The organism is Rathayibacter sp. AY1C1 (assembly GCF_002932105.1).
Lineage (GTDB): Bacteria > Actinomycetota > Actinomycetes > Actinomycetales > Microbacteriaceae > Rathayibacter.
This window is the reverse complement of sequence record NZ_PSWH01000003.1, coordinates 94,412-115,809: the sequence shown is the minus strand read 5'-3', so window position 1 is coordinate 115,809 and position 21,398 is coordinate 94,412. Positions and strand designations below refer to the sequence as shown.

Genomic DNA, 21,398 nt, shown 5'->3' with positions numbered 1-21,398 from the left:
TCGATGAACCGAGAACTCAAACGGGTGAGCCTCGTCGTGCTGACGATGTTCGTGGCCCTCTTCCTCTCCACGACCACCATCCAGGTGATCCAGGCCGACTCCCTCGACGAGGACGGCCGCAACACGCGGACCCTCTACGAGAGCTTCTCGACCGAGCGCGGCGCGATCCTCGCCGGCGGTCAGCCGATCGCCTCCTCGACGCCGTCGGACGACCTCTACAAGTTCCAGCGGCAGTACGCGAACGGCCCGCTCTACTCCGCCGTGACCGGCTACTTCACTCTGAACCAGGGCACCACCGGCATCGAGCGCACGCTCAACGACTACCTCTCGGGCACCTCGAACTCGCAGTTCTTCGACGAGATCAACAACCTCGTCACGGGCCAGGACCCGAAGGGAGCGTCGGTCGAGCTCTCGATCGACCCGGTCGCCCAGCAGGCCGCCTTCGACGCGCTCGGCGACTACACGGGGGCCGTCGTCGTGACCGAGCCGGCCACCGGCCGCATCCTCGCGATGGTCTCGAAGCCCACCTTCGACCCCACCGCGCTCGCCTCCCACGACACCGACGACGTCCTCGCCGCCTACCGGGCGCTGAACGACGACTCCTCCGAGCCCCTCGTGAACCGTGCGATCGGCGGCTCGCTCAACCCGCCCGGCTCCGTCTTCAAGCTCGTCGTGGCCTCGGCCGCCCTCGAGTCCGGCCGCTTCACCGCCGACTCGAGCTTCCCCAACGTCGAGTCGTACACGCTGCCCGGCTCCTCGTCGCAGGTGATCAACTCCGGAGGCGGTCTCTGCGGCTCCGGAGAGACGGTCACGCTGGCCACCGCCGTCTCGCTCTCCTGCAACGTCCCGATGGCCGAGATGGGCGTGCAGCTCGGAGCAGACGCGATCCGCTCGCAGGCCGAGAAGTTCGGCTTCGACACCGAGCTCGAGATCCCGATGTCGGTCGAGGCGAGCACCTACCCGACGAAGACGGACGACGCCCAGACGGCCCTCACCGCCTTCGGGCAGTACGAGGTGCGCGCGACGCCGCTGCAGATCGCCATGGTCTCCGCGGCGATCGCGAACGGCGGCGAGGTGATGCAGCCGAACCTGGTCGACTCGATCCGCTCGCAGGACCTCAGCGTGCTGCAGCAGTTCCAGGAGAAGTCGCTCGGCCGGGCGGTGAGCACGCAGACCGCGGACGCCGTCAAGGCGATGATGGTCGCCAGCGTCCAGGGCGGCGCGGCGACGAATGCAACAATAGGGGGCGTCACTGTGGCCGGTAAGACCGGTACCGCCGAGAACGGCGGGGACGACCCGTACACCCTCTGGTTCACCGGCTTCGCGCCTGCGGACGACCCGCAGTACGCCATCACCGTGCTCGTGGAGAACGGTGGAGGGCTCGGCCAGACCGGGTACGGCAACCTGATCGCCGCACCCATCGGACAACAGGTACTAGAGGCGGTGCTGAACAAATGAGACCCACGACAGGCCTCACCTTCGGGGGACGCTACGAGCTGCAGTCCCGGATCGCCATCGGCGGCATGGGAGAGGTGTGGCAGGCGACCGATCTGGTCATCGGCCGCACCATCGCGATCAAGATCCTGAAGGACGAGTACCTCGGCGACCCCGGCTTCCTCGAGCGCTTCCGCGCCGAGGCCCGCCACGCGGCGCTGGTCAACCACGAGGGCATCGCCAACGTCTACGACTACGGCGAGGAGGACGGCTCGGCCTACCTGGTCATGGAGCTCGTCCCCGGCGAGGCGCTCTCGACCGTCCTCGAGCGCGAGCGCGTCCTCTCGACCGACAAGGTCCTCGACATCGTCGCGCAGACCGCGCTCGCCCTGCACGCCGCGCACGCCGCGGGCCTCGTGCACCGCGATGTGAAGCCGGGCAACCTGCTCATCACGCCGGACGGCCGCGTCAAGATCACCGACTTCGGCATCGCGCGCATCGCCGACCAGGTCCCGCTGACGGCGACAGGGCAGGTCATGGGCACGGTCCAGTACCTGTCCCCGGAGCAGGCGAGCGGCCAGCCCGCCTCCCCCGCCACCGACATCTACTCGCTGGGCATCGTCGCCTACGAGTGCCTGGCCGGGCGCCGCCCCTTCACAGGCGAGTCGCAGGTCGCCATCGCGATGGCGCAGATCAACGACACCCCGCCGGAGCTGCCGGTCACGGTCGCGGAGCCGGTGCGCAATCTCGTCTACTCCTGCATCGCCAAGAAGCCGGCCGACCGCCCCGCCACCGCCGCGCACCTCGCACGGGCGGCCCAGGCGCTGCGCTCGGGCGACGTGCGCGGAGCGGCGCTGGCCGTCCCCGCGGTCCTCAGCGACCTGCCCGCGACGCAGGCGACCACGGTCCTCCCCTCCAACCAGGGCGCGACGCAGGCGACCACGGTGCTCCCCTCCGGCGCGCCCGCGGCCGCGGCCGCCGCTCCGTTCGTGCCGATCGAGGAGCCGCTCGAGGCCTCCGAGGAGCCGCGCAGGCGCAGCCCCTGGACCTGGCCGCTGATCGCCCTCATCGTGATCCTCGCCGTCGTCATCGCGGGCACGATCTTCGCCCTGACGACCGGCGGGAGCAGCGACCCGGCCGCCTCCCCCACCGCGACGACCAGCACTGCCCCGTCGCCGACGCCGTCCGAGACTCCGAGTCCCACGCCGACGCCGACCTCGAACACGGTCGTCATCGACAAGGCCGACTACGTCGGGCGCTCCTTCGACGACGTCGAGACCGAGCTCGAGGCCCTGGGCATGGGCGTCCGCCGCGCGGACGGTCCGAGCGCCCCCACCGCCGAGCAGGTCGGACTCGTCGAGGACGTGAACCCCACCGCGAACGTGGTGAAGGGCACGACCATCGAGGTCTCCGTCTTCACCGAGGTCGCGACCCCGGACGCACCGACCGCCGTGCCGACCGTCACCCCCGCCGCCTCCAGCGTCGAGGCGGGCGCGACGTTCAACGTCACCTGGAGCAACTACAACCAGTGCCCGAGCGGAACCTCCGTGAGCGGTTACCGGGTGACCGCGACCGGTGAGGGCGCGAGCGTGACGAGCACCAACCCGTCGAACTCGACGACCGCGACGATCCAGGCCGGCACCACGGCGGGCACGATCGACGTCACGTACACCGTGCTCTGCGGCGAGTCGGAGTCGGCGGCCTCGCCCACCCTCTCCGTCACCGTCGAGGAACCGGCTCCGACCCCGGCGCCGACCCCCACCTCGAAGGCCACCTCGACGCCCACCCCCTCCGAGTAGCGGCGGCGCGCCGGGCCGGGGCACCGCTCCGGCCCGGCGCCTCGCGGCCGTCGCGTCGCGCCCCCGCCCGGAACACCAGGGGCCCATAGGTACACTTGCCGTGGCTCCTCGGGGCCGCACCACACGGAAGTACAGGGCGGGAGCGTGCGCGTGACGGATGAGGGTCGCCTGATCGCGGGACGGTACCAGGTCGGGCCCCGGCTCGGCCGCGGCGGGATGTCCGAGGTGTACCTCGGCACCGACACCCGGCTCGGCCGCACCGTCGCCATCAAGGAGCTGAAGCTCTCCCTCTCCTCCGACTCCGCCTTCCGCCTGCGGTTCCGCCAGGAGGCGCAGTCCGCGTCGCGCATGTCGCATCCCACGATCGTCCGGGTCTTCGACGCGGGCGAGGAGGTCTCGCTCGACGACAACGGCGCCGAATCGCGCCGGCCCTTCATCGTCATGGAGCACATCGAGGGCCGCCTCCTCAAGGACCTGATCGCCGAGGGCCCCCTCGACGTGGACGAGGCCGTCCGCATCACGGAGGGCATCCTCACCGCCCTCGAGTACTCGCACCGCGCAGGCGTCGTCCACCGCGACATCAAGCCCGGCAACATCATGCTGACCCCGTCGGGCCAGGTGAAGGTGATGGACTTCGGGATCGCCCGCGCCGTCTCCGACTCCGCCGCCACGGTCGCTCAGACCACGGCGATCCTCGGCACCGCGGCCTACTTCTCCCCCGAGCAGGCGAAGGGCGAGCAGGTCGACGCCCGCAGCGACCTCTACTCCGCCGGCATCGTGCTCTTCGAGCTCCTCACCGGCCGTGCGCCCTTCCGCGGCGACACCCCGGTGGCCGTCGCCTACCAGCACGTCAGCGAGACGCCGCCGGCGCCGAGCTCCATCAACCCGGCCGTCACCCCCGCACTCGACGCGGTCGTCGCCCGAGCACTCTCGAAGGACCGCTACGAGCGCTTCCAGGGAGCTGCGGAGTTCCGCGACGACCTGCGCGACGCCGCCGCCGGACGCCTCCCCGACCACCGCCCGATCGACGAGCTGACCACCTCGCTCTTCGCGGCCCGCAGCCAGGGTGGAGTCAACGACTCCGAGCTCGCCCTCCGCCAGCTGGCCGAGGACAACTCGATCGTCCGCACCCAGCGCCGCCCGCCGGTCCTCTGGATCTGGTCCTCGATCGTCGTGCTGGCCGTGATCGTCGCCGCACTCGTGATCTGGGTGCTGACGCTCCAGCCCGCGTCCACGCTGCCGTCGCAGTCGCGCGAGGTCCCCACCCTCACCGAGACCACCTACGACAGCGCCCAGTCGACCCTGACCGAGCTCGATCTCGTGCCGAGCCAGGTCGCGGAGTACAGCTCGACCGTCCCCGAGGGCGAGGTGATCCGCACGGATCCGGGCTCGGGCACGATCGTCGCACCCGAGACGGTCATCCGCATCGTCGTGTCCCAGGGCCCGCAGCCCGTCGCCGTGCCGGACACCGTCGGGCAGAGCCTCGCCGAGGCCATCGACGCGCTCACCGCCGTCGGCTTCGTCGAGGGCTCCCAGACCCGCGAGAACTCGCCGACCGTCCCGGGCGACGTCGTGCTCTCCGCCTCCCCCGGAGCGGGACAGCAGGTCGCCCCGGGCACGCCGGTCGACCTCACCGTCTCCTCCGGCCAGGTCACGCTCCCCGACCTCGTCGGGACGTCCCTCAGCAGCGCACTGGCCACCCTCGCCTCCGAGAAGCTGCAGCTCGTGGGGGTCGAGGTCCCGGACGAGACCTGCGACGCGACCCGGGCGAACCCGCCCATCACGACCCAGTCCCTGGCTCCGGGCGACGTCCCGCAGGGATCGACCGTCCAGCTCGGATACTGCGCGGGCTGACCCGCCCTGCAGCCCGCTGCGGCTGCGGCGTCGGCCGACGGTGCCCGGTGGAGGCCGGGTCGCTGCTCTGCGCGCCGAGAAGGGCTCGTCCGGACGTTGCTCGTCGGGTTCGATGCTCCACGGGGGCCGACGGCCCCGAGCTGAACGGCTAGGCCCTGCGCGCGTCGGCGAGCGGGGGCTGGAGCCGCACGACCTCGCCGGCTGCCGATCCATCGGCGGGGCGCGCGATCCTGCCGCGGATGTCGCTCGGGGTGAGCCCCTCGCGGCGCTTGAGCGCACGGCGGAGGTGGTCCGCCGAGGAGAATCCGGACGCGGCGGCGATCGCCTCGAGCGGGACCTCCCGCGGGCGGCGGCGCAGGAGCTCCACGGCGCTGGCGACCCGGGATCGCTCGATCTCGCTCGCGACCGTGGTGCCCGCATCCTCGAAGAGCCGCTGGAGGGAGCGGGTGGACACGTTGACCGCGTCGGCCACCGCCTCCGGAGTGCAGCGCGGCGTGCGGTGCGTCCGGTCGATGACCGTGCGCGCGCGCCCGAGCGTGGCGGCTCGCACGCTCGTGGTGCCGGGCTGCGAGCTCGCCGCCGCGAGGAACGCGCTGGTGAGGAGCTGCTTGACCACGTGGGCGAAGCCGGTGACCTCGCCCTCGCCGGGCAGCCCCGTCCCCGACTCCGCCGCGAGGGCGAAGGCGGTCGTGAAGGCGTACGCGGCGCGGGTGGACCGGGCGTCGGGGTCGAGCGCGTAGACCGGGGCCGACGTGTCGAAGCCGTAGCGGCGCATCTCGTCGGCGCGCAGCGAGAGGTGGAGGATCGTGGCCGGAGTCGTCGACTCGGTCGTGAACGTCGTCGTCCCCTGCTGGTACGAGATCGAGCCCGGACGCAGCAGCACCGTTCGGTCCGGGGCGACCATGCGCACGAAGCCGTCGATGAGGAAGCTGAAAGTGAGGAAGGAGGTGTCGTCGGCCGGCCACGTCCCGCGGAGGACGCGCAGCGGCGAGACCGTCATCAGCACGACGCTCAGATCGGCGGTGCCGAATCCCGAACCGGTGATGCTCGGAACGGTGCCGGGTTTGACGACGATGCGCGGTCCGAGATTCTCGAGCTCTCGGATTCCCGAGAAAGCCCAGGAGATCGATGCGACCATCTGGTCCCCCCGGACTTCTCTTGTGGCGCCGACCCCCTGTCGACGCCCTCTGATTATGCAGCGAAAAGGGGCCGCATCCTCCGCCGGGAGCCCGTCAAATCCCGCCACCTGATCGGGGGGTGCGCAAGGGGGTGGACAAGGTCACGCTCATACCCTGTCGCGGCGTTCTCCTCCGCCCGCCGTCATTTAGCCGTCAGATGGCGGATTTCTACGTGAGAACGCACTCAGGGCGGCATCCCCGTTCGGGGGACGGTGGTCGCTGATCATTCTCAATGCTCTCGACTCGATAACGAGCCCGATAAGCCCGGCGAATTCCAATTCATCGAGCCGGGATCGAGAGTCCGGGCGTGTCGTCGGCCGATACGGACGCTCCGCCCGGCCTCACCTCGCGCAGCCAGTTCTCGAGAAGGCGCCGCCCGTCCTCGGTGAGGACCGACTCCGGATGGAACTGCACGCCCACGAGCGGAGCACTCCGGTGCCGGACGGCCATGACCACTCCCTCAGGTGTCCGCGCCGTCACCCGCAGCTCCTCGGGAAGGCTCTCACCGTCGACCGCGAGCGAGTGGTACCGCATCGCGGCGAATCCGGAGGGCAGGCCGTCGAAGAGCGGATCTCCGTCGTGGAGGACCGCGGACGTCCGGCCGTGCAGCAGCTCCGGCGCCTCCGTGACGCGGGCGCCGAGAGCGTGGGCGAGCACCTGGTGGCCGAGGCAGACTCCGAGCAGCGGCCGCCCGGTCGCCTCCGCCCGCTGCACGAGCGCCGTCGACGCGGGGACGTCCCCGGGACGGCCCGGCCCGGGTGAGACCAGGACTCCGTCCGCCTCCTCCGCGCGAGCCAGGAGCGCCGTCGTGCCGAGGTCGTCGCCCTCGACCACGTCGACCTCGGCACCGAGCTCGCGGAGATACGAGACGAGCGTGAAGACGAAGCTGTCGTGGTGGTCGACGACCAGGATCCGCGGGGCCGCGCCGCCGGTCACGAGCCGACGGTCACGTTCCGGTCGAGCACGAGCGACTGCACCCAGGGGAACACCCACTCGTCGAGCGCGACCAGGACCGCCGCGACGAGGACGAGGACGATCAGGAGCCGGACCCACCACGGCCCGGGCAGAAGCCGCCACAGCGCTGCGTACACGGTCAGCCCTCCTGAGCCAGCGAGGCGGCGATCTCGGCGGGGGCGCCCGCGGACCGCGGCTGGAACGAGTCGAAGACGCCGTACGCGATGATCCGCTCGGCCGTCGAGTAGAGCGGGTTGCAGCTCGTCAGCGTGATCAGGCGGTCGGTCGGAGCCGCGTCCGGAGTCCACGGGACCGGGTCGATCACCTGGACGTCGGAGGGCTGGACGTACTCGAGGTTGCGGAAGCGGTAGGTGTACCAGCCGTCCGCCGTCTCGATGTAGATCGGGTCGCCGAGCTGGAGCTCGTCGATCAAGTGCATGCCTCCGCCGTACGCGCTGCGGTGCGCGGCGAGCGCGAAGTTGCCGGCCTGGCCGGGCATCTGCGTCCCGGGGTAGTGGCCGATGCTCCCCTCGTCGAGCACGTTCTCGGCGTCGATGCCCTCGGCGATCGTGCGCACCCACCCCTCGCCGTAGCGGGGGATGTAGAGGTTGCCGAAGGAGGTGTCGAGGGCGGCGACCGACGCGACGACCGGCTCCGCCGGGGCGGCCTCGGTCGGCTGCGGGGCCGGAGAGGAGTCGCCCCAGGTCTCGCGGAGCTCCGCCGCCTGCGTCGTCTGCCGGCCCGCGATCACCGCGTCGTTCCACCAGAGCTGCCAGGCCAGGAAGAGCAGGACCAGGACGCCGGCGGTCATCAGGAGCTCGCCGACGACTCCGAAGAACGAGAGTCGTCGGACCGGGCGGGCCCTCCGTCGCTTCGCTCGCGGCCGCAGAGCCGCCCCGTCGGGGTTCTGGGCGGTCATGCGACGAGTCTAGGCGCGAGCCGTGACCGGCTGTGGCGCATGATCCGGACCTGTGGAGAGCCCTCCCGAGTCGCCGCCTGAGGAGGGCCGATGGGACCACTCGAGCGCCTGCACCGGCCGCTCCGCGAGTCCGCACAGCACCCGCGCAGCCCCAGTGCTCCCGGCCCGGAGCCTCCGCCAGGTACAGTGGTCGGCATGGCACGAGCGACGAAGAGCCCGAAGCCCGAGCGCGACGAGGCCCGGACCGGCGAGAACGCACCGAATCCGGTCTGGTTCAAGCCGGTGATGTTCGGCTTCATGCTGCTCGGACTCGCCTGGATCATCGTCTTCTACGTGAGCCAGGGCACCCTGCCGATCCCCGATCTCGGCAACCTCAACATCCTGATCGGCTTCGGCATCGCGTTCATCGGCTTCCTGATGACGACGCGCTGGCGCTGAGCCTCCCCCAGTCGTGAACGACGCCCCGTCCGGTCCGCCGACGGGGCGTTCGTCGTCGGTGGAGCGTCTGCGCACCGCCGGCTGCGTCTTCGCCGAGGAGGAGGCGGGCCTGCTCGAGGAGGCCGCCGACTCCTCCTCCGACCTCGAGCTGCTGCTCCGCCGCCGCGAGACGGGCGAGCCCCTCGAGCAGATCCTCGGCTGGGTCGCCTTCCGCGGCCTGCGCGTCCCCGTCGCACCCGGCGTCTTCGTGCCCCGCGTGCGCACCGAGTGGCTGGTCGACTGCGCCCTGGAGATCCTCCCGGAGGGCGCCGTGGTGCTCGACCTCTGCTGCGGATCCGGCGCCCTCGCCCGGTCGATCTCCGAGGAGCGGCCGGACGTCCGCCTGCTCGCGGCCGACCTCTCCCCCGCCGCCGTCGCCTGCGCGCGCCGCACGCTCGCAGGCCGCGCCGACGTCCACGAGGGCGACCTCTTCGACGCGCTCCCCGGGAGTGAGCGCGGGCGGATCGACGTCGTCGTCGTCAACGCCCCCTACGTCCCCACCGCCGCGATCGCGCTCATGCCGCCGGAGGCCCGGGTGCACGAGCCGATGCTCACGCTCGACGGCGGGTCGGACGGGCTCGCCCTGCACCGCCGCATCGCTCAGGAGGCGGGAGCGTGGCTCGCACCCCACGGCGTCGTCGTGATCGAGGTCGCCGCGGATCAGGCCGCGGCGAGTGCCTCCGCGTTCCAGGCGGCCGGGTTCGCCACCTCGGTGCACCGCGACGACGACCGTGAGGCGACCGCCCTGGTGGCCGTCCGCCGAAGAACTACACCGCTGTAATTATCCCCAGCTGTGGAATCTCCTGTGGAGAACTCCGCGGTCCCCTCCGCGCTGGCCTGCTCGAGGCGAGGAGGGCCCCGATCGGCACCAGTCCGCCGGTCCTCGGACGCGCCGCCGTCCCGGGATCGTCCTCCCGAGGAGGACACCCGGGACGTTCTCCCCAGTGTTAACAACTCTGTGGATAACTTCCTCCCCACCTGTTGAGAGCACCTGTGGACAGCGGTGGAGACGGTCGCCGCGGGAACGACGAAGCGGCGGGCCCGGGAGTGCGCGAGGCACTGCCGGACCCGCCGCTGCGGGAGGGGACGGGATCAGCCGAGGACGTAGGCGCCCGCGGTGATCGCCACCAGTCCGACTCCGATGAGCCCGACGAGGAGGTTCTGCGTGCGCCGCTGGGCGCGCTGCCGGGTCTTCGTGAAGACCAGCCCGATGAGCGCGCCGGCCACCAGACCGCCGACGTGCGCCTGCCACGCCACGTTCATCCCGGGCAGGAAGCCGATGACGAGGTTCAGTCCGACCAGCACCAGCAGCTGCGACGCCTGACCGCCCAGGTGCCGGAGGATCACCAGGTACGCGCCCATCAGCCCGAAGATCGCACCGGAGGCGCCGATCACCGGGGTCAGCGGGTTCGCGAGGAGCAGGACGCCCACCGACCCGGCGAAACCGCTCAGGAGGAAGAGGGTGAGGTACCGCCCGCGGCCCAGCATCCGCTCGAGCACCATGCCGAACACCCACAGCGTGTACATGTTCAGCACCAGGTGGAACGGGATGACGATGAAGAGCGACGTGCTGTGGAGGAACACCGAGGTGAGCATCCGCCACGGCTCGAAGCCGGCGCCGAAGCCGGGGAGCGTGTAGGCGGGGGCGTACAGGAGCGCGTTGACCGCCGGCCCGCCGACGAAGGGAAGGATCTCGACGATCCACAGCACGATGCAGAGCGCGATGATCGCGTAGGTCACCGTCGGCTGGTCGGCACGGGTCATGGCCCGCACGCGGGAGAGGAGGGGACCGCGGGTGCGCGGTGCGGTGGCGCGCTGCTGCGCCATGTCGTCCGGGCAGATCACGCCGACCGGAGCCGGCGTCTGGCACTCGCCGCAGATGGTGCGGCCGCACCGCTGGCAGCGCACGAAGCTCTGCCGGTCGGGGTGTCGGTAGCAGGAGTAGGTGCTGCTCGGCGGGACCTGGGTCACGGACGTGCCTCCGGGGAGAACGAGGGCCGGGCCCTGACGGACCCGGCCCTCGAATGAGTGGTGGATGAGGCGATCAGACCTCGGTGATCTCGACGCTCTCGATCACGACGTCCTCGAGCGGCTTGTCACGGCCGTCGGTGGGAACAGCCGAGAGCGACTGCACGAGCTTCTTCGACTCCTCGTCGGCGACGGCGCCGAAGATGGTGTGCTTGCCCTGGAGCCAGGTGGTCGGCGCCACGGTGATGAAGAACTGCGAGCCGTTGGTGCCGCGGCCCGCCTGCTTGCCGGCGTTCGCCATCGCGAGGATGTAGGGCTGGGTGAAGTCGAGCTCCGAGTTGATCTCGTCGTCGAACTGGTACCCCGGGCCGCCGATGCCCTGACCGAGCGGGTCGCCGCCCTGGAGCATGAAGTCGGGGATGATGCGGTGGAAGACGGTGCCGTTGTAGAGCGGCTCCTTCGTCTTCGCACCCGTGGCGGGGTGGGTCCACTCGATGTCGCCGGTCGCGAGACCGACGAAGTTGCGGACCGTCTTGGGAGCGTGGTTCCCGTAGAGGTTGACGACGATGTCGCCCTTGTTGGTGTGGAACGTCGCGACTGCGGTGTGCAAAGGCATGCTCGGATTCTCGCACAGCGCGTCTGTAGGCCCCTGCAACGCCCGGTGTCAATGCGCTGGGTGCGCGATGCGGACGCCGATCGATGAGTGGCAGTATTGAGGCGTTCGCTGCTCGTAGCCGATGGAGGACCAACATGGGTCTGTCACGTAAGCACAAGAAGGACCTCAAGCGTCTTCGCAAGAACGCCGAGGCGGTCTGGGGCGAGCAGCAGGAGGTGCTGGCGCACGCGGCCTCCGTGCTCGAGAAGAGCCGCCGCCACGCGTCGAAGTACGCCAAGAAGGAGCTCGTCCCCTTCGTCAAGGACACGTACGACTCGCGCGTCAAGCCGGTCTACGACAACGGCGTCTCGGCCGTCGAGGGCACGTACTCCTCGGCCCGCCACGCCTACAAGCACAAGGTCGTCCCGACCTTCGCCGCTGTGGGCGGCACGGCCGCCGCCGCCTTCGAGGCCGCCAAGGACTCGAAGAACCGCGCGAAGCTCGCCGAGATCTCGAAGGCGCGCTGGGAGGAGCTCACCACTCCCCCGAAGAAGAAGAGCAAGGTCGGCACGGTCTTCGCGATCGGCGCCGCGCTGGTTGCCGTCGGCGGCATCGGCTACGCCGTCTGGCAGACGTTCCGCGCCGACGACGAGCTGTGGGTCGCCGAGGACGAGCCGCAGAGCGCCGCGCAGAACGCGGCCTCGACCGCTTCCTGACGTTCTCGTCGCTGGAGCCGGGCCCCTCAAGGGGTCCGGCTCCTTCGCATGCCCGGGTTAGGCTTCTGCGGTGGACATCCGGGTCGCCGCGTACGGCGTGATCATCGACGGTGAGCGGATGCTGCTCGCGCACTGGAGCCAGGGCCCCTGGTCGGCCTGGACGCTTCCGGGCGGCGGGATCGACGAGGGCGAGTCGCCCGCCGACGCCGCGGTCCGCGAGATCTTCGAGGAGACGGGCTACCGTGCCGAGCTCGAGGCCCTCATCGGCGTGGACTCGCACGTGATCCCCGCGCACCGCCGCAGCGACCCCGAGGCCGGCCCCCTGCACGCCATCCGCGTCGTGTACCGCGCCCGCATCGTGGGCGGGGAGCTCACGCACGAGGTGGACGGCTCCACGGACGCCGCCGCCTGGTTCCCCCTGAGCGACGTCGAGGAGCTGGAGCGCGTCGAGCTCGTCGACGCGGCCCTCACCATGAACGAGGCCTGGCTCCTCCGCTGACGGTGCCCGGGAATCCCCGGCCGCGCCCCGGCGTTCCCTTCGTCGTGATCGTCGAGCTCTACACCTCCGCCTTCTGCGGCGCCTGCCATGCCGCGCGCTCGGTGCTGGAGCGCGCCGCGGAGCTCGTCCCCGCCGCCGAGATCCGCGAGCGCGACGTGGCCTTCCACCCCGTCGAGGCCGAGGCCGCCGGCATCCGCTCGACCCCCACGGTCGTCGTGCGGGACACGGCCGGAGAGGTGGTCTTCCGAGCGGAGGGCGCTCCCTCCCTTCCGCAGGCTCTCGCCGCTCTGGCCCTCGCCCTGCCCGCGTAGGGTGGCCGCGGGAGGACCCATGCACCGTCGCGCCGCGCTCGCGAGCACCGTCGTTCTGCTCGGCAACCTCGCGCTCTCGGGGTGCGCCTCCGAGGAGCCGGTGACCACGGCCGCGGTCGGGCTCGGACGGGGCGGCGAGCGAGGCGAGGTCCTCGGGGTCGTCGTCGTGTGCTCGGGGTCCGTCGACGGCCTCGACCTCGCCGCCTCCGACTCCGCCCCCCTGACCATCGGCGACGGGCTGCGGAGGGTCACCCGCTGGGTCTCCCCGTCCCCGGTCACGCAGCTGGGCGCGACCGACCTCTCCGGATCCACGGTCTGGCCGGCCGACACGGTGATCGAGCGGTTCCCGCTCGGCGTCGACCTCGCGCTGGGCGCCTACGCGACCGACCGCTCCGTGCTCGCCCGCCCGGTCGTCTTCACGGCCGAGCAGTTCGACACGCTCTCCGTCGGTGAGATCATCGTCGGCGACATCCGCGACGGCACGTCCGAGACCCTCTCGGTCCAGCAGTTCCTCGGCCTCGCCTGCGTGGACCGCTGAGCGGGCGGCTCGGCCGTCCGAGTGGCGACCTCGATCGCACGACCCCGCGGTCGGCGACAGGAGAGCCCGCCGGCGATCACGCTGACGAGAGTGCCGACACGCGGGACCACCCCGGATGTCGGCCGGTGGACCAGAAGGGCCGGCGAAGGGGAAGCACCCGCGAGAGGGAGGAAGTGTGGAGCCTAGGAGATTCGAACTCCTGACATCCTGCTTGCAAAGCAGGCGCTCTACCAACTGAGCTAAGGCCCCGGGCCGGAGACGGGGCGATCCGTCTCCGAGAGTCGAACGGCCCGCCACCGCGAGGTGACGGGCCGTTCGGACCGGGTGGGGGTACCAGGACTTGAACCTGGGACCTCTTCATTATCAGTGAAGCGCTCTAACCGCCTGAGCTATACCCCCGGAATGGCCAGAGGAGACTCTACCCGACATCGAGCAGGAATCCCAATCGGCCGGACCGTGCGCCCTACTGGTTGGTGAAGCCCACCAGGAGGCCGCCGGTGATCTTGACGCTGAGGTTGTACAGCAGCGCCACGATCGCGCCGAGCGCGGTGGTGACGATGGTGTTCAGCACCGCGACGACGATCGCGAAGCCCATGACCTGCGGCAGCGAGATGATCGTGTTGAGGTCGAACGCCTCGGCGCCGGCGATGTCCTGCACGAGGCCGTTGACCTCGTCGAACACGCCCGTCTGGGCCAGGACCGTGTAGACCAGGTAGACGACGACGATCGTGATGATCGCGAGCGTCAGGCCCAGCAGGAACGAGAGCTTCACGGCCGACCAGAAGTCGACGTAGACGAGCTTCAGGCGGACCTGCTTCGCCGCCGGGCTCTTCGCGGACTTCCTGGCGAGCTTCTCGGCGACGGTGCTACTCATCTACGGACCCATCCTCCTCCGACACCGGAGCGGACTCGGCCGGCGCCGCGGCGTCGGGATCCTCGTCCTGGGCGTCGAGATTGCGTTCGGTGTTCTTGGCGAGTGCGATGATGCGGTCGTCCTCAGCGAATCGTGCGAAGACGACTCCCATGGTGTCGCGACCCTTGGCCGGTACCTCGGCCACCGCAGAGCGTACCACCTTGCCGCTGGCGAGCACGACGAGCACCTCGTCGTCCTCTCCGGTGATGATGGCACCCACGAGGTCGCCGCGCTTCTCCTCCAGCTTGGCCACCTTGATGCCCAGCCCGCCGCGTCCCTGGAGGCGGTACTGGTCGACCGCGGTGCGCTTGGCGTAGCCGCCCTCGGTGACCACGAACACGAAGCCCTCGTCGCTGACGACGTTCGCGTCGAGGAGGCGGTCCTCCCCGCGGAACGACATGCCGCGGACTCCGGAGGTGGAGCGGCCCATCGGACGCAGCGCCTCGTCGGACGCGGTGAAGCGGATCGACATGCCCTTGCGGGAGACCAGCAGCACGTCGCTGTCCTCCTCGACCAGGAGCGCCGAGACGAGCTCGTCGCCGTCGCGCAGCTTGATCGCGATGATGCCGCCGGAGCGGTTCGTGTCGTACTCCGAGAGGGCCGTCTTCTTCACGAGGCCGTCGCGCGTGGCGAGCACCAGATAGCGGGCCGCCTCGTAGTCGCGGATGTCGAGGATCTGCGCGATCTGCTCCCCCGGCTCGAGCGCGAGCAGGTTCGCGATGTGCTGGCCCTTGGCGTCGCGGCCGGCCTCCTGCAGCTCGTAGGTCTTGGCGCGGTACACGCGACCGGTGTTCGTGAAGAACAGCAGCCAGTGGTGCGTGGTGGTGACGAAGAAGTGCTCGACGATGTCGTCGGCCTTCAGCTGCGCGCCGCGCACGCCGCGGCCGCCGCGGTGCTGGGCCCGGTAGGAGTCGCTCCGGGTGCGCTTGAGGTAACCGCCTCGGGTGACGGTGACGACCATCTCCTCCTCGGGGATCAGGTCCTCGACGCTCATGTCTCCGTCGAACCCGAAGAGGATCTCGGTGCGGCGGTCGTCGCCGAAGCGGTCGACGATCTCGTCGAGCTCGTCCGAGATGATCGTGCGCTGGCGCTCGGGGCTCGCGAGGATCGACTTGTAGTCCTCGATCTCGGCCTGGATCCGGTCGTGCTCGTCGATGATCTTCTGGCGCTCGAGGGCCGCGAGGCGGCGCAGCTGCATGTCGAGGATGGCGCGGGACTGCACCTCGTCGATGTCGAGCAGCTCCATCAGACCGTCGCGCGCCTCCTCCACGGTGGGGGAGCGGCGGATGAGGGCGATGACCTCGTCGAGCGCGTCGAGCGCCTTGAGGTAGCCGCGCAGGATGTGGATCCGCGCCTCCGCCTCGTCGAGGAGGTACTGGGTGCGGCGCACGATGACCTCGACCTGGTGGTCGACCCAGGCGCGGATGAAGCCGTCGAGCGAGAGGGTGCGCGGGATGCCGTCGACGATCGCGAGCATGTTCGCGCCGAAGTTCTCCTGAAGCGGCGTGTGCTTGTAGAGGTTGTTCAGCACCACCTTCGCCACGGCGTCGCGCTTGAGGACGACGACGAGGCGCTGGCCGGTGCGACCGGAGGTCTCGTCGCGGATGTCCGCGATGCCCGAGACGCGCCCGTCCTTGACCAGCTCGGCGATCTTGATCGCCAGGTTGTCCGGGTTCACCTGGTACGGCAGCTCGGTGACGACGAGGCAGGTGCGGCCCTGGATCTCCTCGATGGAGACGACGGCGCGCATCGTGATCGAGCCGCGGCCGGTGCGGTACGCGTCCTGGATGCCGCGGACGCCGAGGATCTGCGCACCGGTGGGGAAGTCGGGTCCCTTGATCCGCTGCAGCAGCGCCTCGAGGAGCTCCTCGCGCGTCGCGTCCGGGTTCTCGAGCGCCCACTTCGCGCCGGCGGCGACCTCGCGCAGGTTGTGCGGCGGGATGTTGGTCGCCATGCCGACCGCGATGCCGACGGAGCCGTTGACGAGCAGGTTCGGGAACCGGGCCGGCAGGATCGCCGGCTCGCGCGTGCGGCCGTCGTAGTTGTCCTGGAAGTCGACGGTGTTCTTGTCGATGTCGCGGACCATCTCGAGCGCGAGCGGCGCCATCTTGGTCTCGGTGTACCGGGGGGCGGCGGCGCCGTCGTTGCCGGGGGAGCCGAAGTTGCCCTGCCCGAGCGCGAGCGGGTAGCGGAGGCTCCACGGCTGCACCAGGCGGACCAGCGCGTCGTAGATCGCGGAGTCGCCGTGCGGGTGGAACTGGCCCATCACGTCGCCGACGACGCGCGAGCACTTCGAGAACGCCTTGTCGGGACGGTAGCCGCCGTCGTACATGGCGTAGATCACGCGGCGGTGCACGGGCTTCAGGCCGTCGCGCACCTCCGGCAGGGCTCGCCCGACGATGACGCTCATCGCGTAGTCGAGGTAGGAGCGCTGCATCTCGAGCTGCAGGTCGACCGGCTCGATCTTGTCGTGACCGTGGATCACCACACCGGTCTCGGTGACGATGTCGTCGCTCTCGTCCGGGCCGGTGGGGGTGGTGGATTCTTCTGCCATGATCTCTGGTCTCTCAGGTGGGTCCGTGCCCCGGAGAAGCGGGGGCGGCGGTCGCGCTGGGTGTCAGGTGTGTCGTCGGTGTGCGGGCCGGTGAGGGCCTCTGTCGTGTTCTGGTCGAGGATGCGGCCCATCGAGGGCCGCCGTCACGTGTTCGAAGTGGTCGCGAGGACGGTCCACTGGACCGCCCGGCCGCCGTCTTTCGAAGGACGTCCGCTTCCTCGACCACTAGATGTCGAGGAAGCGCACGTCCTTCGCATTCTTCTGGATGAAGGAACGGCGGGACTCGACGTCCTCGCCCATGAGAGTGGAGAAGATCTCGTCGGCCGCGGCCGCGTCGTCGAGCGTGACCTGGAGGAGGGTCCGCGTGGCGGGGTCCATCGTGGTCTCCCACAGCTCCTTGTAGTCCATCTCGCCGAGGCCCTTGTAGCGCTGGATGCCGTTCTCCTTGGGCATGCGCTTGTTGGTCGCCGAGCCGTGCGCGATCAGGGCGTCGCGCTCGCGGTCGCTGTAGACGTACTCGTGCGGGGAGTTCGACCACTTGAGGCGGTACAGCGGCGGCTGCGCGAGGTACACGTAGCCGAGGTCGATCAGCGGGCGCATGTAGCGGAAGAGGAGCGTCAGCAGCAGCGTCGTGATGTGCTGGCCGTCGACGTCGGCGTCGGCCATCAGGATGATCTTGTGGTACCGCGCCTTGTCGGGGTTGAAGTCCTCGCCGATGCCGGCGCCGAACGCCGTGATCATCGCCTGAACCTCGTTGTTGCCGAGAGCGCGGTCGAGCCGCGCCTTCTCGACGTTGAGGATCTTGCCGCGGAGGGGGAGGATCGCCTGCGTCTCGGGATTGCGGCCCTGCACCGCGGATCCTCCCGCCGAGTCGCCCTCGACGATGAAGATCTCGGAGATCGACGGGTCCTTGGACTGGCAGTCCTTGAGCTTGCCCGGCATGCCGCCGCCCTCGAGCAGGCCCTTGCGGCGGGCGGTCTCGCGCGCCTTGCGCGCCGCCATGCGGGCCGAGGCCGCCTGGATCGCCTTGCGGATGATGTCCTTGGCCTGGCTCGGGTTGCGGTCGAACCAGTCGGCCAGCTGCTCGCCGGCCACGCGCTGCACGAACGCCTTCGCCTCGGTGTTGCCGAGCTTCGTCTTGGTCTGGCCCTCGAACTGCGGCTCGCCGAGCTTGATCGACACGACGGCGGTGAGGCCCTCGCGGATGTCGTCGCCCGAGAGGTTCTCGTCCTTCTCCTTGAGCAGGTTGTTCGCGCGCGCGTAGCGGTTGACCAGAGTGGTCAGCGCGGCGCGGAAGCCCTCCTCGTGGGTGCCGCCCTCGTGGGTGTTGATGGTGTTCGCGTAGGTGTGGACGCTCTCGGTGTAGGCCGTGGTCCACTGCATCGCGACCTCGAGCGAGATGCGGCGCTCGGTGTCCTCGGACTCGAAGTCGATGATCTCGGAGTGCACGAGGTCCGACTTCTTCAGCGAGTTGATGTACTCGACGTAGTCGACGAGGCCCTTCTCGTAGTGGAAGACGTCGGTCCGGTCGCCCTCGGTCTCGTTCTCGCCCTCCCCCTCGAACTCGACCTCGTTCTGGTCGGTCAGCGCGATGCGCAGGCCCTTGTTGAGGAACGCCATCTGCTGGAAGCGCGCGCGCAGGGTCTCGTAGTCGAACTCGACCGTCTCGAAGATGCCGGCGTTGGGCCAGAAGGTGATCGTCGTGCCGGTCTCGTCGCTGGCCTCGCCCTTCTCGAGCGGGGCGTCCGGCACTCCGTCGGTGAAGCTCATCCGGTACACGGCGCCCTGGCGCTTGACCTCGACGTCGAGGCGCGTCGAGAGCGCGTTGACCACGGAGGAGCCGACGCCGTGCAGGCCGCCGGAGACCGCGTAGCCGCCTCCGCCGAACTTGCCGCCGGCGTGGAGCACGGTGAGGACCAGCTCGACCGTGGAGATGCCCTCGGTCGGGTGCATGTCGACCGGGATGCCGCGGCCGTTGTCGGAGACGGTGACGCCTCCGTCGGCGCGCATCAGGATCTCGATGTTGTCGCAGTAGCCCGCGAGCGCCTCGTCGACGGCGTTGTCGACGATCTCGTAGACCAGGTGGTGCAGACCGCGCGGACCCGTGGATCCGATGTACATGCCGGGGCGCTTGCGGACCGCCTCGAGGCCCTCGAGGACCTGGATCTGGTTCGCGCCGTAGTCACCGGACGACTTGGTCGACATGCTCTCGTGCGGAGCGGAGGGGGCTGCTGAGCCGTTCGCGTCCAGGTCGTTCGCTGCGGGTGACGTGGAGTCGTTCGGCTCGTGAGTCATAGCTGTGGAGTTCTCCTCTGACGGTCCGTCGCGACGCGCACGGTGATCTGGAGATCGCCCGCACGGCGGCGTCACTGCGGTTCGGCGGCCCTCCATTCTACCGCGTGCCGGGTCGATCCGAAGCGCTGGACGGCGATCTGAGGCGCGAAAGATCGGCGGTCGACCGAAAATGCGTCCTCAGCCGTAGGTGTCGCGCGGACCACGCCCTGGAATCGACCTGGGACCCTTTTTCCAGTTCGGGACGTCCGGGCCCTGGAAACGGATCGACGCGATGCCCGCGTCGGGGAAGTTCACGGCGATGTGGTTCATGATCTCGATCCGCATCAGCCGGAGCTGCGTCGACCACGCCGTGGACTCGCACGCGACCGTCAGCACGCCGTCGACGACGCCCACCGGAGTCGAGTGCTTCGCGGTCTCCTCGCCGGCGATCGCCGTCCACGACGACATCAGGTCGCCCTGCGCCAGCGGCGCCGTCCAGCCGAGCTTCACGGTGAGGGAGTCGAGGACGTCGCCGAGGTCGTGCGGGTCGCGGCCCTTGCCGAACGGGATCGCGTCGCCCTTGGGCTCGGCGCGCTCGACGGTCTTCCGGATGCGGCGCGGGCCGTCGGCGCCGAACACCTCCTTGAGGTGGCGGTAGACGCGGGCGGCCTCGGAGTCGGGTGCGGGGGCTCCGCGGCGGGGGGAGTCAGCCATCGGCCGGCGCCGACGGGGCGGGGGCGGGCGGCTCCGGGGACGCGGGCGCTGGGAACGCGGGCTCCGCGGCGGAGGAGACGGCGCCAGGAGAAGGGGAGTCGGACGAGACCGGACCGGGAGGAGAGGAGTGGGAGGACTCGGGACCGGGAGGAGGGGCGTCGGAGGACGCCGGATCGGACGAAGCGGAGTCGGGTGCGGTCGGCTCCGGCACGGCGATCGGCGCGGCGGCGGCGCCCGTGCCGACGATCCGGCCGGCCTCGATCCGCACGGTGTGCGCGGCCAGCGCCTCCGGGACGTCGTCGAAGACGGCCGCGGTGATCAGGACCTGCTCGTAGTCGGCGACCACCGAGGCGAGGCGCTCGCGCCGGCGCGCGTCCAGCTCGGCGAAGACGTCGTCGAGCATCAGCACCGGATCGCCCATGGGGGAGTCGCGCCGGAGCAGCTCCGCAGCGCCCAGCTTCAGCGCCAGGGCGAACGACCAGCTCTCGCCGTGGCTGGCGTAGCCCTTGGCCGGCAGCGCGTTCAGCTCGAACTGCACGTCGTCGCGGTGCGGGCCGACGAGGGAGACGCCCCGGTCGAGCTCGCGGCGTCGCACCCCGGCCAGCGCGGACGCGAACGCCTCCGCCAGTCCCTCGCCCGCCGCCGGTGACGCGGCGCCCGGCTGCTCCACGGGCTCGCCGTCGTCGTCGACCGCGCCCTCGATGCTCAGGCGGGAGCGGAGCACCGGACGCTGGTCGGCACCGGCGACCGCCTCGTACGCGGCGCGCACGGGTCCGCTCAGCTCCTCCACCAGGGTGAGGCGCGACTGCATGATCTCGGTCCCGAGCGCGATCAGGCGCTCGTCCCAGATGTCGAGGGTGCCGAGCTTCGACGGGTCGCGGACGCCGCTCGCGCGCGCCGACTTGAGCAGCGAGTTGCGCTGGCGCAGCACCCGCTCGTAGTCGGCCTGGACGGCGCTCATCCGCGGGGAGCGGAGGATCACCAGCTGGTCGAGGAAGCGGCGGCGGGCCGACGGGTCGCCGCGGATGAGGAGGAGGTCCTCCGGGGCGAAGAGGACGCTGGAGAAGAAGCGGGGGAGCTCGCGCGGCTTGATCCCGCCGCGGTTGATCTGCGCGCGGTTGGGGGAGGAGCGGTTGATCTGCACCTCGGCCAGCAGGTCGCGCTCGCCGTTGCGGAGGCGGGCGCGCACCACGGCGCTGTCCCGGCCGGCGCGGATGAGCGCCTGGTCGCTCGACACGCGGTGCGAGCCCAGGGTGGAGAGGTAGCCGAGCGATTCGACGAGGTTCGTCTTGCCCTGGCCGTTGCGGCCGACGAAGAGGTTCGGTCCGGGCACGAGCTCGACGTCGACCGACTCGTAGTTCCGGAAGTCGCTGAGCGCCAGCTGCGTCACCTGCACGTCGCGCTCCTCTCCTCCACCCGTCGTCGCGGGCCTTCCCTGCACCCCTGCGGGCTCCTCGCCCGTCCCGATCGGCCGATCCACCCGCTCCGGCGCCTGCGGTCCGCTCTCCCCCTGCCGGCCTGGCCTGCGCCCCCGGTCTCGACACACCCCTGCGGGCTACTCGACCGACACGGCGGCGGAACCGTCCGGGACGCGGATCCCGATACGCCCCTCCGGGGCCACTACTCGCTCACCATGATCGGCCGAGCCCCGTCCCCGCCCGTGAAGGCGGCCGCAGGCTCGCCGCCCGACGTCGGTAGCAA

General features: G+C 70.6%; 20 protein-coding genes and 2 tRNA genes. 9 read left to right on the top strand and 13 right to left on the bottom strand.

Annotated features, from left to right (window positions below; genetic code table 11):
• Positions 1 to 3 precede the first annotated feature (3 nt).
• From C5C71_RS02640 to pknB, 3 genes are all read left to right on the top strand, one after another.
• Entirely contained in the window at positions 4 to 1,458 is a 1,455-nt protein-coding gene (locus C5C71_RS02640) for a penicillin-binding protein 2 (RefSeq protein WP_104232999.1), read from the top strand.
• The gene (locus tag C5C71_RS02635; protein WP_104273226.1) at positions 1,455 to 3,233 is read left to right on the top strand and encodes a protein kinase; all 1,779 of its coding nucleotides are present in this window, start codon (positions 1,455 to 1,457) and stop codon (positions 3,231 to 3,233) included. The genes C5C71_RS02640 and C5C71_RS02635 overlap by 4 nt, the downstream gene beginning before the upstream one ends.
• Positions 3,234 to 3,383: 150 nt before the next feature.
• Positions 3,384 to 5,087: a Stk1 family PASTA domain-containing Ser/Thr kinase gene (gene pknB, locus C5C71_RS02630; protein ID WP_104222663.1), complete on the top strand. Its 1,704-nt coding sequence runs from the start codon at positions 3,384 to 3,386 to the stop codon at positions 5,085 to 5,087.
• 148 nt (positions 5,088 to 5,235) lie between these two features.
• On the opposite strand, the gene C5C71_RS02625 is transcribed toward pknB, so the two are convergent.
• The 4 genes from C5C71_RS02625 to C5C71_RS02615 all read right to left on the bottom strand — a co-directional run bounded on the left by C5C71_RS02625 (position 5,236) and on the right by C5C71_RS02615 (position 8,138).
• The gene (locus tag C5C71_RS02625; RefSeq protein WP_104222664.1) at positions 5,236 to 6,225 is read right to left on the bottom strand and encodes a helix-turn-helix domain-containing protein; all 990 of its coding nucleotides are present in this window, start codon (positions 6,223 to 6,225) and stop codon (positions 5,236 to 5,238) included.
• Positions 6,226 to 6,544: 319 nt separating this feature from the next.
• A complete protein-coding gene (locus C5C71_RS02620; RefSeq protein ID WP_104337104.1) occupies positions 6,545 to 7,201 on the bottom strand; it encodes an aminodeoxychorismate/anthranilate synthase component II in 657 nt (218 codons plus the stop codon).
• Positions 7,198 to 7,356: a hypothetical protein gene (locus C5C71_RS17440; RefSeq protein WP_167299010.1), complete on the bottom strand. Its 159-nt coding sequence runs from the start codon at positions 7,354 to 7,356 to the stop codon at positions 7,198 to 7,200. The genes C5C71_RS02620 and C5C71_RS17440 overlap by 4 nt, the downstream gene beginning before the upstream one ends.
• A gap of 2 nt (positions 7,357 to 7,358) precedes the next feature.
• Complete coding sequence (locus C5C71_RS02615) at positions 7,359 to 8,138, bottom strand: class E sortase (protein WP_104232997.1); 780 nt, start codon at positions 8,136 to 8,138, stop codon at positions 7,359 to 7,361.
• 195 nt (positions 8,139 to 8,333) lie between these two features.
• On the opposite strand from C5C71_RS02615, the gene C5C71_RS02610 reads away from it, so the two are divergent.
• A complete protein-coding gene (locus C5C71_RS02610) occupies positions 8,334 to 8,576 on the top strand; it encodes a cell division protein CrgA (protein WP_104222667.1) in 243 nt (80 codons plus the stop codon).
• Between the two features lie 13 nt (positions 8,577 to 8,589).
• Positions 8,590 to 9,396, top strand: coding sequence for a putative protein N(5)-glutamine methyltransferase (locus C5C71_RS02605; protein ID WP_181065635.1), 807 nt, complete (start codon positions 8,590 to 8,592; stop codon positions 9,394 to 9,396).
• Between the two features lie 311 nt (positions 9,397 to 9,707).
• Here C5C71_RS02605 and C5C71_RS02600 read toward each other — a convergent pair whose 3' ends face one another.
• Together C5C71_RS02600 and C5C71_RS02595 are read right to left on the bottom strand one after the other, a co-directional pair.
• On the bottom strand, positions 9,708 to 10,586 hold the full coding sequence (locus tag C5C71_RS02600) for a rhomboid family intramembrane serine protease (RefSeq protein WP_104222668.1): 879 nt from the start codon (positions 10,584 to 10,586) through the stop codon (positions 9,708 to 9,710).
• 73 nt (positions 10,587 to 10,659) lie between these two features.
• Positions 10,660 to 11,199 carry a peptidylprolyl isomerase gene (locus C5C71_RS02595; RefSeq protein WP_104222669.1) on the bottom strand — a complete coding sequence of 180 codons (540 nt, stop codon included), beginning with the start codon at positions 11,197 to 11,199 and terminating at the stop codon, positions 10,660 to 10,662.
• A gap of 134 nt (positions 11,200 to 11,333) precedes the next feature.
• Between C5C71_RS02595 and C5C71_RS02590 the strand changes: the two genes are divergently transcribed.
• The 4 genes from C5C71_RS02590 to C5C71_RS02575 all read left to right on the top strand — a co-directional run bounded on the left by C5C71_RS02590 (position 11,334) and on the right by C5C71_RS02575 (position 13,242).
• On the top strand, positions 11,334 to 11,894 hold the full coding sequence (locus C5C71_RS02590; RefSeq protein ID WP_104247539.1) for a hypothetical protein: 561 nt from the start codon (positions 11,334 to 11,336) through the stop codon (positions 11,892 to 11,894).
• A gap of 70 nt (positions 11,895 to 11,964) precedes the next feature.
• A complete protein-coding gene (locus C5C71_RS02585; RefSeq protein WP_104222671.1) occupies positions 11,965 to 12,393 on the top strand; it encodes an NUDIX hydrolase in 429 nt (142 codons plus the stop codon).
• Positions 12,394 to 12,437: 44 nt separating this feature from the next.
• Positions 12,438 to 12,704 (top strand): thioredoxin family protein, encoded by a 267-nt coding sequence (locus C5C71_RS02580; protein WP_104222728.1) that lies wholly within the window; start codon positions 12,438 to 12,440, stop codon positions 12,702 to 12,704.
• A 19-nt stretch (positions 12,705 to 12,723) separates the two neighbouring features.
• Entirely contained in the window at positions 12,724 to 13,242 is a 519-nt protein-coding gene (locus tag C5C71_RS02575) for a hypothetical protein (protein WP_104268819.1), read from the top strand.
• A 176-nt stretch (positions 13,243 to 13,418) separates the two neighbouring features.
• Here C5C71_RS02575 and C5C71_RS02570 read toward each other — a convergent pair.
• From C5C71_RS02570 to recF, 7 genes are all read right to left on the bottom strand, one after another.
• Positions 13,419 to 13,491: transfer RNA gene (locus C5C71_RS02570), tRNA-Ala, on the bottom strand.
• 76 nt (positions 13,492 to 13,567) lie between these two features.
• Positions 13,568 to 13,641, bottom strand: a tRNA-Ile gene (locus C5C71_RS02565).
• A gap of 64 nt (positions 13,642 to 13,705) precedes the next feature.
• On the bottom strand, positions 13,706 to 14,116 hold the full coding sequence (locus tag C5C71_RS02560) for a DUF3566 domain-containing protein (RefSeq protein WP_104222673.1): 411 nt from the start codon (positions 14,114 to 14,116) through the stop codon (positions 13,706 to 13,708).
• The gene (gyrA, locus tag C5C71_RS02555; RefSeq protein ID WP_104337102.1) at positions 14,109 to 16,709 is read right to left on the bottom strand and encodes a DNA gyrase subunit A; all 2,601 of its coding nucleotides are present in this window, start codon (positions 16,707 to 16,709) and stop codon (positions 14,109 to 14,111) included. The genes C5C71_RS02560 and gyrA overlap by 8 nt, the downstream gene beginning before the upstream one ends.
• Positions 16,710 to 16,934: 225 nt before the next feature.
• Positions 16,935 to 18,914, bottom strand: a complete 1,980-nt coding sequence (gene gyrB / locus C5C71_RS02550) for a DNA topoisomerase (ATP-hydrolyzing) subunit B (protein ID WP_208543372.1) — start codon at positions 18,912 to 18,914, stop codon at positions 16,935 to 16,937.
• A 267-nt stretch (positions 18,915 to 19,181) separates the two neighbouring features.
• Complete coding sequence (locus C5C71_RS02545) at positions 19,182 to 19,697, bottom strand: DUF721 domain-containing protein (protein WP_104237766.1); 516 nt, start codon at positions 19,695 to 19,697, stop codon at positions 19,182 to 19,184.
• A complete protein-coding gene (gene recF / locus C5C71_RS02540; protein ID WP_104337101.1) occupies positions 19,690 to 21,093 on the bottom strand; it encodes a DNA replication/repair protein RecF in 1,404 nt (467 codons plus the stop codon). The genes C5C71_RS02545 and recF overlap by 8 nt, the downstream gene beginning before the upstream one ends.
• Positions 21,094 to 21,398: the final 305 nt, after the last annotated feature.